Source organism: Acinetobacter lanii, from assembly GCF_011578285.1.
In the GTDB taxonomy this organism is placed as follows: Bacteria; Pseudomonadota; Gammaproteobacteria; order Pseudomonadales; family Moraxellaceae; genus Acinetobacter; species Acinetobacter lanii.
Map to the genome: position 1 here is coordinate 3,129,284 of NZ_CP049916.1, position 13,139 is coordinate 3,142,422.

The 13,139-nt window shown below is 41.2% G+C and carries 12 protein-coding genes and 1 riboswitch; of the genes, 10 read left to right on the forward strand and 2 right to left on the reverse strand.

The features are described from left to right. The first annotated feature begins 11 nt into the window (after window positions 1–11). Together argH and G8D99_RS14300 are read left to right on the forward strand one after the other, a co-directional pair. Window positions 12–1,442 carry an argininosuccinate lyase gene (gene argH / locus G8D99_RS14295; protein ID WP_171522768.1) on the forward strand — a complete coding sequence of 477 codons (1,431 nt, stop codon included), beginning with the start codon at window positions 12–14 and terminating at the stop codon, window positions 1,440–1,442. Between the two features lie 12 nt (window positions 1,443–1,454). After that, window positions 1,455–1,724 (forward strand): oxidative damage protection protein, encoded by a 270-nt coding sequence (locus G8D99_RS14300; RefSeq protein ID WP_166327022.1) that lies wholly within the window; start codon window positions 1,455–1,457, stop codon window positions 1,722–1,724. Window positions 1,725–2,580: 856 nt separating this feature from the next. Here the strand turns inward: G8D99_RS14300 and phoU are convergent. Both phoU and abuO read right to left on the reverse strand, forming a co-directional pair. After that, window positions 2,581–3,309, reverse strand: a complete 729-nt coding sequence (phoU, locus tag G8D99_RS14305) for a phosphate signaling complex protein PhoU (RefSeq protein ID WP_166327024.1) — start codon at window positions 3,307–3,309, stop codon at window positions 2,581–2,583. A gap of 231 nt (window positions 3,310–3,540) precedes the next feature. Next, window positions 3,541–4,881, reverse strand: coding sequence for a multidrug efflux outer membrane protein AbuO (gene abuO / locus G8D99_RS14310; RefSeq protein ID WP_166327807.1), 1,341 nt, complete (start codon window positions 4,879–4,881; stop codon window positions 3,541–3,543). A gap of 289 nt (window positions 4,882–5,170) precedes the next feature. Here abuO and G8D99_RS14315 point away from each other — a divergent pair, with 289 nt between their 5' ends. The 8 genes from G8D99_RS14315 (at window position 5,171) to G8D99_RS14350 (ending at window position 13,131) form a co-directional block, all read left to right on the forward strand. Further along, a complete protein-coding gene (locus tag G8D99_RS14315) occupies window positions 5,171–6,220 on the forward strand; it encodes a hypothetical protein (RefSeq protein ID WP_227554333.1) in 1,050 nt (349 codons plus the stop codon). Between the two features lie 63 nt (window positions 6,221–6,283). Beyond that, the gene (locus G8D99_RS14320) at window positions 6,284–7,342 is read left to right on the forward strand and encodes a hypothetical protein (protein ID WP_166327026.1); all 1,059 of its coding nucleotides are present in this window, start codon (window positions 6,284–6,286) and stop codon (window positions 7,340–7,342) included. 93 nt (window positions 7,343–7,435) lie between these two features. Further along, window positions 7,436–7,563, forward strand: a riboswitch (TPP riboswitch). Window positions 7,564–7,654: 91 nt separating this feature from the next. Further along, a complete protein-coding gene (thiC, locus tag G8D99_RS14325; protein WP_166327028.1) occupies window positions 7,655–9,574 on the forward strand; it encodes a phosphomethylpyrimidine synthase ThiC in 1,920 nt (639 codons plus the stop codon). A gap of 76 nt (window positions 9,575–9,650) precedes the next feature. Then, complete coding sequence (locus G8D99_RS14330; RefSeq protein ID WP_166327030.1) at window positions 9,651–10,271, forward strand: NUDIX domain-containing protein; 621 nt, start codon at window positions 9,651–9,653, stop codon at window positions 10,269–10,271. A gap of 24 nt (window positions 10,272–10,295) precedes the next feature. Next, window positions 10,296–11,090 carry a 3',5'-cyclic-AMP phosphodiesterase gene (cpdA, locus tag G8D99_RS14335; RefSeq protein ID WP_166327811.1) on the forward strand — a complete coding sequence of 265 codons (795 nt, stop codon included), beginning with the start codon at window positions 10,296–10,298 and terminating at the stop codon, window positions 11,088–11,090. A 207-nt stretch (window positions 11,091–11,297) separates the two neighbouring features. Then, window positions 11,298–11,822, forward strand: coding sequence for an RNA polymerase-binding protein DksA (dksA, locus tag G8D99_RS14340; protein ID WP_166327032.1), 525 nt, complete (start codon window positions 11,298–11,300; stop codon window positions 11,820–11,822). Window position 11,823: 1 nt separating this feature from the next. Further along, on the forward strand, window positions 11,824–12,747 hold the full coding sequence (gluQRS, locus tag G8D99_RS14345; protein WP_166327034.1) for a tRNA glutamyl-Q(34) synthetase GluQRS: 924 nt from the start codon (window positions 11,824–11,826) through the stop codon (window positions 12,745–12,747). A 135-nt stretch (window positions 12,748–12,882) separates the two neighbouring features. Continuing rightward, window positions 12,883–13,131, forward strand: coding sequence for a zinc-ribbon domain-containing protein (locus G8D99_RS14350; RefSeq protein WP_166327036.1), 249 nt, complete (start codon window positions 12,883–12,885; stop codon window positions 13,129–13,131). The last annotated feature ends 8 nt before the right edge of the window (window positions 13,132–13,139 follow it).

Sequence of the window (13,139 nt, forward strand, 5' to 3'; positions counted from 1 at the left end):
ATTGAGCCGATATGACCACTTCTTCTAATTCCTCAAATCCTTCACAAGCCCAAACTTCAGGTATGTGGGGCGGTCGTTTTTCTGAAGCGACTGATGCTTTTGTTGCTGAATTTACAGCATCTGTTCAATTTGACCAACGCTTTTATAAACAAGATATTGCAGGTTCAATTGCGCATGCAACCATGCTTGCCAAAGTGGGCGTACTGACCACGCAAGAACGTGACGACATTATTGAAGGTTTGACTGCAATCAAAGCCGATATCGAATCTGGCAACTTTGAATGGCGTATTGATTTAGAAGATGTGCATATGAACATTGAGTCGCGTTTGACTCAACGTATTGGCATCACAGGTAAAAAATTACATACCGGTCGTAGCCGTAACGACCAAGTGGCAACCGATATTCGTCTGTATGTTCGTGATGAAATCGATGCCATTTTAGAATTATTGAAAAAATTACAAAAAGGCATTTTAGGATTGGCTGCAAAAAACACCAATACCATTATGCCGGGCTTTACCCATCTTCAAACCGCTCAGCCTGTGACCTTTGGTCACCATTTGATGGCTTGGTTTGAAATGTTGGTACGTGACTCAGAGCGTCTAATTGACTGCCGTAAACGTGTCAATCGTTTGCCACTCGGTTCTGCTGCACTTGCAGGGACAACCTATCCAATCGAGCGTGAATACACCGCTGAACTTTTAGGTTTTGAGGCGGTTTGCGAAAACTCGCTTGATGCAGTTTCTGACCGTGACTTCGGTATTGAGTTCAATGCAGCGGCATCACTGATCATGATGCATTTATCACGTATGTCTGAAGAAATGATCCTTTGGACTTCGGCTCAGTTTAAATTCGTGAACATTCCTGACCGTTTCTGTACTGGTTCTTCAATCATGCCGCAAAAGAAAAACCCAGATGTGCCTGAGCTCATCCGTGGTAAAACGGGTCGTGTCTATGGCGACTTGATGAGCTTGCTTACACTCATGAAAGGTCAACCGTTGGCGTATAACAAAGACAACCAAGAAGACAAAGAACCCTTGTTCGATGCGATTGATACCGTTCGTGGTTCACTCATGGCCTTTGCGGACATGATTCCTGCACTTGTGCCAAACATCGAAGTGATGCGTGAAGCTGCGCTTCGTGGTTTCTCTACCGCAACTGACCTTGCTGACTACTTGGTTAAAAACGGCGTGGCATTCCGTGATGCGCACGAAATTGTCGGTAAAGCGGTTGCGCTTGGCGTACAAGAAGGTAAAGATTTGTCTGAGTTGACTTTAGAACAACTTCAACAATTCTCAGACTTGATTCAAGCGGATGTGTTTGAAAAAGCATTAACACTTGAAGCTTCTGTAAATGCACGTAACCACATTGGGGGTACAGCACCTGCTCAAGTAGAAGCTGCGATTGAACGTGCACATGCACGCTTAGAAAAACTTTACGCTTAAGGATTTAAACAGATGTCTCGACAAGTATTTTGCCGTAAATATCAAGCAGAAATGGAAGGCTTAGACTTTGCACCGTTCCCAGGTCCTAAAGGTCAAGAGTTCTTTGTAAATGTCTCTAAACAAGCTTGGAGCGAATGGCTTAAACACCAAACCACGCTGATCAATGAAAAGCGTTTAAACGTGTTTGAACCCGATGCGAAAAAGTTTCTTGAAGAACAACGTGAGAAGTTCTTTAGCAATGACGAAACACTAGAAAAAGCTGAAGGCCTAAAGCCTGAGTGAGGATTAGTGGAGCACTGCTCCACCCGAACGCAAGGCGAAGGCTGTGCCTGAGCAGAAAAATAAAGCGCCGCTTTAAGTTTTACTCAAGTCAAACACCGAATGTGTGCGTAGGCTTTAATCTAAAAAGAATCTCCATTTTTGGGGGTTCTTTTTTTTGCATTGCTTTAAACTTTATCCAAGATAAGCACCTAAGATGCGCACAGGCTTTTACCTCAAAACCGCCAAAACAATAACTTTTCTTTGCATATTATTCTTACTCAGTACAGCTCCATCTCTTTTTAGAATTTTCATTTACCCATATGCCAACGAGAAGAATAATGTTTTAGTTATACGCTACCATTAAACCGAGTATTTCAATCTAAGCATCGAGTTACATGTCACCTCATGTTAAACGATTGTAAATAACAGCTTATATACTCTTAAATTCGATAGCCATTTTTATTGAATAGAATGAATAACTTAGATACTTATAAACTCAAAGTACGATATGAATAATTATTTTAGATTTTGCATAATTAACATTCAGACTTTAGAACGTTACATAGCCTCACAAGAATAGAGCTGAACATTACATAGAACATGGATATATTAAATTCATCACAACTGATTGAGTTAATGCAATATTTAACACAATTGATAATATTCTACTGATGTCTTGATTTCAGATTCAGTTTTCCTTCCTAGATTTCCCCCAAAATCTAGGAATTTTTTTGTCTGTATCTTTTTATATAGCGAATATTTAATGGTGATAAATACTGAATCAGACCCAACCATGCCATTCTATTTAAAAAAACAGTCACAAAAAAACCTCACTGATGAGGCTTTAATTCAAAGAACAGATGGATGCATGGATATGTTAATGCGGATGACCTTGCACTTTCTCTTCAATTTCTTCAACACTGGTATGCCGTACATCAAAACCTTTCGCCATATAAATCACCTGCTCTGAAATATTACGGGCATGATCCCCAATCCGCTCTAAAGCACGTAACACCCACATCACATTAAGCACACGTGAAATATGGCGTGGATCTTCAATCATATAGGTCATTAAGGTCCGCATCGCTGACTGATATTCACGATCGATATCGGCATCGGCCAACAATACGCGGAGGGCCTGCTCTGCATCTACACGGGCAAACGCATCTAATGCATCATGAATCATCACACGGACTTGGTTGCCAATATGCCGTGTCTCCATATAGCCACGCGGTGATTCCCCTTCATCGCAGAGATCTTGGGCAATGCGGGCAATCTTGGCTGCTTCATCTCCAATCCGCTCCAAATCAGTATTGGCTTTGCTCATGGCAATCACCATCCTTAAATCACTGGCAGCAGGATGACGGCGCACTAAAATCAGCGTCAAACCTTCATCAATCTCCCGCTCGTATTGATTCACGGTATTGTCTTGGAACTGCACATCAATGGCGAGACTGGCATTGGTATCGAGTAATGCATGAATGGCATTGGCAACCTGTTGTTCCACCAAGCCACCCATGGTCATAAATTTGGTATGCACATCCTGTAAGTCTTCATTAAATTGAGACGAAATATGGTGGCTCAGTACAGGATTGGTCGGGCTCAAGGCAATGACTCCAATTGAAAATGCTGTCGTTGTGATGAGATAGAATGCGAATCGTTCACAGCAGCGTTATGATGATTTTTATAAGTTCACTGAATATTAAAACACAAGCATTGTGAAGATTTGATGACAGCATTTTGAGCGAATATGGGCTTATCACAGCAATACACGTTATATGTCTTGTTTACTTCTGTACGCATTAATCAGGGCAATAAAGTCATTCATGCGATAAAACTATTTATAAATCAGCCAAGCGTTCATTTGCGCCAATTCTGCTTCATTTAACTGCCCTACCGATGCTTTGAGTCTGAGTACATTGAGCACATAGTCATATTGCGCATTGACGAATTCTTGTTTGGTGGAAAAGGCATTGCGTTGTGCCAGCAATACATCGACCATGTTTTTCAAGCCTTCACTGTATTGCGCTTGCGAGGCTTTCGAGACTAAAGCAGAGGATTCCATTGCGGCTTTGCGAGCTTGTAAAGTCGCCTGATCCGTTTCTACCTGTAGATAGGATTTTTTAACATCGGTATTGGCTTTACGCAACGCAGCATCAAACTGTGAGTCGCTCTTTTTGACATTCAAACTGGCTTTATCAATATTGCGTTTGGTGCGTCCACCATTAAACACATTCCAATTCAGTTCCACGCCGACTTGGTCGAATTGTCCATCATTGGAAATAATCGTTTTGGGACTTTGGGTGTTATAGCCATAACTGGCAACGGCATCAATTTGCGGATAAATCGCAGCTTGCTCAACCCGTTTTTGGTCATTGGCATATTGCTGCTGTAAGCGTGCTTGTAACACATCTAAGTTCTGACTGCGCGCTAAGTTAGTCCATTCCTCTAGCGAACTTGGAATCGGTTTTTGATATTGAAAGTCATCACGAAGCACCGCCAATTTTTCTTGATAGGGTCCGATCAACTGCGCCAATTGTTCCTGTGCTAAAATCAGTTGCGTGCCTGTGGCAATGCGATTGGCTCTGGCATTTTGATACTGTGCATTGGCTTCACTGACATCACTTTTCGCCACCAAGCCCTCACGTAACTTGGCGTTCATCATGTTCAGTTGTTCAAGTAAGGCTTTTTCTTCTTGCGCGTTGGTGAGCGTCAAGGCTTGTTGACGCAGTACATTAAAATAACTTTCAGCGACATTGAGTAAATGCTGTTGTTGTTGCAGCTTTAAAGTCACCTCACTGAGTTGAACTGAGGTTTTGACCTGTTTATAGCCCTGCCATGCATCCATGCGAAATAGCGGTTGCCGTGCAGTGATCGTGGCTTGTTTGGTGGTCGATGTCGATGACATTAAATCCGATGAGTTGAAAATATTGCCTGAACCCATGTCACTTTGATTCAAGTCTTGGTGTTTTCGCGTGATGTTACCTGACACGGTCACCGTGGGTAATAAATTGCCTTTAGCGATGCCTAAATTGAGTTGATCTGCTTGATATTGATACACATTGGCTTGCCAATTGGGATCTGTCGTTTTGGCACGTTGGTAGGCTTCAACCAAGTCCAAAGCCAAACAATATGGACTCAATAACAATAGACTGGACGCAATGAAGGTTATTTTCATCATATTTTTTTACATAGCCTTAAGCAATTGAATAAAATAATATTTAGGAATGTATTGAAACTGATATTAAAGGCATTCGAAGCTTTTTCCGTATGCTTTTTATTATTTTCAGTTGAAACCTATGTTTTATCATCAAAATTAAACAATTATCTGGCAATGAATGCAAATTTCATTGTTGAATTAACGGTTTATTGCCAATCAGTAACAATTCATTGCACTCTGATGTGCTTAAATCAGCAAAAATATTCACTCTTCCTTTGATGCTGTTCCACTCTATTTTGATGAGCGAATGAATTTCTTTTTGAGTTTTAAAAATCTGTTGTTGTCTTCCACTTGTATTCTGCTAAGTGCATCACTGAGCGGATGCCAAAAACCTGCATCTGAAATCTCAAAAGAACAGCATGCTGAGCAAAAAGTTGAAGTCATTGTGCCCGATTTAAATCAAATTTGTGAAAATCTCAAAAAAGAGATGCGTGAAATGACGGCGCAACGCACCACCTTTGCGCTCGAACAGATTAATCAAAATATTCGAGTCTGCTTGCCGCTGATCTCACATGCTGAACAAAAGAAACTGATGGATTTATCCAATCAGATGTATGCCCAATTTTTACAGATTGATCGCACACCTGAACAGCAAAAAGCCTTTGATGAATATGCTTTAGATGAGTCGCAATACCCAACCATTCAACAAAGTCATTTTGAAAAATTACATATTCGTGATCAGTATTTATTACGTCATAAAGGTCAGGCGTATATTGAATTAAGTGACTTAAATATTCATAACATTAGCTATAAACGCAATAGCCAATACTTAGCCAAAGTGTTTGCACCGTACTTTCCTGAAGATGAAAAGGAATTTATGCAAAATTTGGCAGATCAAAATGAAGTGCCTTTCTTTAATCGCAATACCTTACTGATTTCACCTGAAGAGATTGCGCAGCGTGCTTTATTTTGGGAAAGGTATCTCAAGAAATTTCCGAAAAGCAGATTTAAATCAGACGCGCAGTATATCTATGACACTTATCGCACGCTGCTGTTTATTGGCTTAAAAGATTCACCGGTGTCGACAACTTATGAAGACAGGCTGGATGTTCAACCCTTAACCCTAAGCACCATCGAACAATTAAGTACACAAAAAGACAGCGCTTTGGCCGTGCAAGCAGGACAGTTTTTAACATTTATTGATATGCCCCCTGAGCAAAGAATGAAGCTGAGCCATGCCCAAGAATCGGACAATGCCCAAGCCCAACTTATGAAAATGCTCAATTTAAAAAGTGTGGATTTGAGCCAAAAACAAAAGCGACATTGTTTTGAAGATGCGATTTGTTATGTTTCTTAACTAACCAATAAAATTAAACCTTAACAGGGTTTAAAACAGCACAACAATAAAAAGTGAATTGCAATGAAAAAAATCATCATGGTCTTCTCGCTCTGTGGATTTGGTTTTAGTCTGATCGGCTGCGATAATTCTAAAAGTGCTGAGCAAAAACAAAAAATAAGCACAGAAACACATCAGGCAAATACCTTTTCCGAACAAGAAACGGTCATCCCGAGTTTTCCAAACCAGTGCTCCAGCATTGAAACTGGTATTCAAACGTTAAAAACAACTTTTTCACCAAAAGATTTATTACAACTGAATCAACTTTTTAAGCGCTGTCTAAACGACGTTCCCCTTGAAACACGTTATCAATGGTTAAAGTCAACCGATACAATTTACGCCTTTCAAATTTCGCATTTGCCTAAACGCGTGGTCGCCTATATCACTGAGCTTTCTGAACAAGGTACTTTGTCCTCATCAGATTTAAAACAACTCAAAAACAAAATGAATGCAGATGAAAAGTTTGTAATTGAGCATCTCAATGATCTGTATTTAGAACAATTTAATTTGGGTGAAGGCGATTATGATGTCGCACAAAAGTCCAATTATGCCTTGGATATATTTGCACCCTTTTTACCGAAAGATGATCAGGTTTATTTAAAAACACTGAATCAGCAAGAACAAGAAAGCGGTGGCAGTTTAGATCGCGATGCGGGGATTACAGTGTCTTTCTCAACCTTATCCAATTGGATTCAAGTCTGGGAAAAATATCTTAAACAATATCCTCACAGTCATTTTAGTCCTCAAGTCAAAGCACTGATTACGGACTATCAACGTGCTTTGTTCTTAAGTTCAGAAAATACGCCTGTTTTTGAAATCAATGATCTAAATGTCAAAATGGATCCCGATGCCCGTAAGGCCATTCAACAATTGGCTAAAACCGATTCAGCATCAGCAGAAAAAGCACAGAAACTTTTGGATTATTTTGATAATTATGTTTTTGCTGAAACAAATTTTGATGAAAAGACAAGTACCCAACAAGAATATGATCTGTTTATGAATGAAACACGTGAAGGCGTGAAACGTTTTAGTGAACAATACCACCAAGATTTGATCAAACTGCTCAACTTAGCTACAGATTGAAAAGATTTTTTGGATCGAAATATTTCAAGATGATTAGCCTAAAGATTTAACACAATGTAAATGTTTGTTGATTCAAACATGCTAATATCAAGGCATCGCTTGACGGAGCGCGAGTAACAACTCGCTGAGATCAGCTAAATTAGACCCTGTCCAATTTGAAGCTGAGTACCGTTGAACCTGATCAGGTTAGTACCTGCGTAGGAATCAAGCCATCTAAACACTCAGCCTCACTCTATCTGCTTTTTAGCAAGATAAATCCGCCTGCGTTTTTGGTCGCTTGATTCGTTGATATCATTCATAAGGATCATTGCAATGAGCCCATTAACGAATCTCACCGCTACAACTTCAGCCTCCCCATCTGCGCTTCATGATGTTGCCCATCATGAACAAGAAGCCAAAGATCTGACTCGAATTTTACCGGCATCTCGTAAAGTTTATATCGAAGGATCACGTCCTGACATTCTAGTGCCTATGCGTGAGATTGCTCTCACAGAAACCCCTACAGGCTTAGGTGGAGAATATAATCCGCCGATTCATGTCTATGACACCTCAGGTGCATATACCGACCCGAATATTCAAATTGATCTGAATCAAGGTTTACCGAATGTCCGTGAAGCATGGATTGAAGAGCGTAACGATACCGAAATTTTGGATCAATTGAGTTCTGAATTTGGTCAAGCTCGTTTAAGAGATATTCGCACTGCAGAGTTTCGGTTTAAACATATTTCAAAACCTCGCCGTGCCAAACGTGGGCACAATGTCACGCAAATGCACTATGCCAAGCAAGGCATCATTACCCCTGAAATGGAATACATTGCAATTCGTGAAAGTCAGCGCCAACTTGAAGGCGTAGATCAGCGTCAGCATGTCGGACAAAATTTTGGCGCACATAATCTTCGACACATTAGCCCTGAATTTGTGCGTCATGAAGTGGCTGCAGGTCGTGCCATTATTCCCGCCAACATTAACCATCCGGAAGCTGAGCCGATGATTATCGGGCGTAATTTTTTGGTGAAGATTAATGCCAACATTGGCAATTCGGCGCTCGGTTCAAGCATTGATGAAGAAGTCGCAAAAATGACCTGGGCCACCCGTTGGGGAGCCGACACCATTATGGATTTATCAACAGGTAAAAATATTCATGAAACCCGTGAATGGATTATTCGTAATTCTCCTGTTCCGATTGGAACAGTACCGATTTATCAAGCTTTGGAAAAAGTCGATGGTGTGGCGGAAAATCTGACTTGGGAGATTTTTAAAGACACGCTGATTGAACAAGCAGAACAAGGCGTAGATTACTTTACCATCCATGCAGGCGTGTTATTGCGTTATGTACCCATGACAGCAAACCGTTTAACGGGCATTGTTTCTCGGGGTGGCTCGATCATGGCACAGTGGTGTTTGGCGCATCATCAAGAGAATTTCCTCTATACCCATTTTGATGAGATCTGTGAAATCATGAAAGCCTATGATGTGTCATTTAGCTTAGGCGATGGCTTACGTCCCGGCTGTATTCAAGATGCCAATGACGAAGCGCAATTTTCTGAACTGCGTACTTTAGGTGAGCTGACTCATCGGGCTTGGCAACATGATGTGCAAGTGATGATTGAAGGCCCCGGTCATGTGCCGATGCATATGATTAAGGAAAATATGGATCTGCAACTTGAGGTGTGTCAAGAAGCGCCTTTTTATACTCTAGGACCACTCACCACCGATATTGCACCGGGCTATGACCATATTACCTCAGCGATTGGTGCTGCGATGATTGGGTGGTATGGTACAGCTATGCTCTGTTATGTCACCCCCAAAGAGCATTTGGGTTTGCCGAATAAGAAAGATGTCAAAGACGGGATTATCACCTATAAAATTGCTGCGCATGCTGCAGATTTGGCCAAAGGACATCCGGGAGCCCAAGTACGTGATAATGCCCTATCAAAGGCACGTTTTGAATTTCGCTGGGAAGATCAATTTAATTTAAGTTTAGACCCAGATACCGCCCGCTCGATGCATGATGAAACCTTGCCTAAGGAAGCGCATAAATCCGCACATTTTTGTTCCATGTGTGGTCCAAAATTCTGCTCGATGAAAATTAGTCAAAATGTGAGAGAGTATGCTCAAAATCATCAGGATGAGAACAATTCCGAGCAAAATACTCAGGAAGTTGAAATGGGTCTAGCACAGATGAAAAGCGAATTTCAAAAACAAGGGCAAAAGTTGTATCACACTGTGTAAATTGACAAAAAATTCGTTTGTCTTTCTAAATTTCTCAGTTAGGATGAAATGAATCATTTCATCCTAACTTATGCGAATGAAAATTCTCGAAAACGCCACGTATAATAAAAACGATTTTGAAATTACTCAGCGTGAATACCTGTATCAAGGATTTATCAAAGTTGAGAAAATCAGTTTAAAACACCAATTGTTTAATCAACTCGCATATACCTCGACCATTCAACGTGAATTGATTCGCCGTAAAGAAGCAGCTGGCGTACTTCTGTATAACGATCAACAACAGCGTTTTGCTTTAATTGAACAATTTCGGGTCGGTGCAATTGATGACCCTGTATCGCCTTGGCAGCTGGAAATCATTGCAGGGGTTTTGGATGATGATGAATCGCCTGAAAGCTGTATTCGCCGTGAAAGTGTCGAAGAATCAGGCTGTGAAATCCAAGATTTAGAGCATCTCTTTAGCTTTTATCCTTCTGCGGGCGCATGTGATGAAGTATTTCATTTGTATGTCGCTCAAGCCGAATTACCTAAACACGGCGGTGTGTTTGGTATGCCGGATGAAGGTGAGAATATTCAATTGCATATTTTGAACTATGCCGACCTTCAGCCTTTATTGGCTTCGGGACGTTTAAGAAATGCACCGGTGATTATGGCCTTACAATGGTTAAAACAACACATCGTCCCGTTGGGTCATGCTTAAGGAGCGGTGGTTGTGAATGCATTGATGCCATTAAACCCGAATGAAAAGATTATTATTCAGATCACTGATTCACATTTGATGGATCGTGCTGATGCTCAGTTTGTCAAAATGAATCCTGAGCAAAGTTTTCATGCCGTGATTGAAGATATGCTGTCGCAGTATCCGCATATTGATGCGATTATTCATACCGGTGATGTGGCACAAGTGGCAAAACCTGAAACCTATGCGCGCTATCAGCAATATATGCAACGCTTAGGTATTCCTTTTTACCAAATTCCCGGCAATCATGATGACGTTGCGCATTTCCCTTTTGCCGCACCCGATCCGATTCCGGCGGTACTGAGTTTTCACAATTGGCGCTTTATTTTGCTCAACAGTGCCGTGCCTGATCGGATCGATGGTTGGATTGGTAGCGAACAATTGGTGCATTTAGAGCGTTTATTAGAACAACATCAAACTCATGATGTGGTGCTGGCCTGTCATCATCATCCTTTAGAGATGCAATCGCATTGGATTGATCAGCACAAACTGAAAAATACCAAACAATTGACCGAAATTTTACAACAATATAACAATATCAAAGCAGTGATTTGTGGTCATGTGCATCAGGACTCATTAAATCTGTGGAATAACATTCAGTTCCTGTCGACCCCTGCCACTTCGGTACAATTTAAACCAAAAAGCCAAGATTTTGCCCTCGATGACTTAGCCCCGGGCTATCGGAGTTTCCGTCTAAAAGAAAATGGTGAGTTTGAGACCCAAGTACACCGTTTGACGGACTTTACTCAACATATAAATAAAGATATTTCAGGCTATTAGCTTTTCTTTTCTGCCATTTTGATTTAGTTTATCCATCCAAAAGGATTTCTACAAAGACAAAACCCGATATTCATGGCTTTCATCTTTGCTAAAAAATCTATATGATGACGCCCCCGATGGCAACATTCTATCGGAAGCGATAAAAATACTTGCATATCACCATATTTTTTACGTATCGATATACGTATATGATGAGGATTGCCCTTTATGGCGAATGAAAACCAAACTCAAGTGTTGGAAGAAACAAACGGTTTAGTGGAAGAAAAAGCTAAACGCGTGCGCAAAACCAAGCCAAAGACGACTGAAGGCGGCACCACAGCGAGTCTATTTGGCATCGAGCCTTATCAGCCGAAGAAAAACGAAGAATACATGTCTGAAGGACAACTTGAGCATTTCCGCAAAATTTTGTTGGCGTGGAAAGAAGAGTTAATGTCTGAAGTGGATCGTACCCTAAACACCATGCAAGACGAAAATACCGCTTTGCCAGATGTCAATGACCGTGCGACCCAAGAAGAAGAATTTGCAATTGAATTACGTACCCGTGACCGTGAACGTAAACTCATCCGTAAAATCGAGCAATCTGTTGAAGCGATTAAAAACGATGACTATGGTTTCTGTGAAACCTGTGGTATCGAAATTGGCTTACGTCGTTTAGAAGCACGCCCAACAGCAACGCTTTGTATTGATTGCAAAACTTTGGCTGAAATCAAAGAGAAGCAAAATAACGGTTAATATGTTATTCAATAATCCTCCCCTCTCCGCGCCTGTCTCTCAGGAACGGAATCAACAGGTGGTGGCTTATCGGGGTCGGTTTGCGCCATCGCCAACCGGCCCTTTGCATTTTGGCTCTTTGATTACCGCGGTTGCGAGTTTCTGTGAAGCCAAATCTCAAGGCGGTGAATGGATTGTTCGGATTGAAGACACCGACATCCCGCGCATCTACCCCGGCAGTGAAGAACATATCTTAAAGTGCTTAGACGCTTTTGAATTTGAATCTGATGCCCCGATCATTTTTCAAAAAGATCGTTTAGATATTTACCAAGCCGTCTTAGAACATCTGCATACACAAGGCTTGGTCTATGCCTGCCAATGCACTCGCAAAATGCTCGGCTCCAATCATATCTATCAAGGCACCTGCCGAGATTTAAACCTGCCCTTTCAAGATCAAGCCATACGATTAAAAATTGATGATCAGCCGATTTGTTTCAATGATCTTTTACAAGGTCAGCATTGCTCCAATTTAAAACAGGATTTAGGCGACTTCGTGCTGAAACGCCGTGATGGCATTATCAACTATCAATTGGCTGTGGTGGTTGATGATTATCTGCAAGGCGTGACCCATGTGGTGCGTGGTGCAGATTTACTCGACAACACGGAACGACAAATTTGGTTGGGACAATGCTTGGGCTATCCGAAGCTAAGCTATATGCATCTGCCGTTGGCGATGAATGACCGTGGCGATAAACTCTCTAAACAAAACCATGCTATGGCTTTAGATATTGCACATGCACCAAAACTGTTGGCACAAGCCCTACAAGCCTTAGGGCAACCCCCTGTCGATCTTGATCGACCAAGTATCATGCTTCAACAAGCGGTACAACAATGGCAACGTGATTTGATTCCCAAAGGCACGTCTATTCAAGGGATTTTTCAGTAAGCCTGAGCATGCTCTTAAATTGGAGATGTATAACGATTCCACTCACACAATTGATCTTGTCTTTAACATCAAAAGTGTCCAATAATGACAGCCGAATTAGACTTATAAAATTAAAATAATCGGGAGTATCAGCTTATGTTCTTTATTTTTGGTGTTGGACCCAAGACCGTCAAAACCGCCCAAGGTCAATTTAAATGTCCGGTCTGTCGCAGCTATAGCGGTTATGAAATCAAACAACAACGTAATTATTTTTCATTGTTCTTTATTCCTTTAATTCCACTGTCTAAGCCCAAATCGGGACAAGTACAATGCTTACACTGTGGTACCTTTATGCCGACCCTCGTGTTACAACAAGTAGAAAATGATGTCCGTCCGAATGAATAAATAATCAA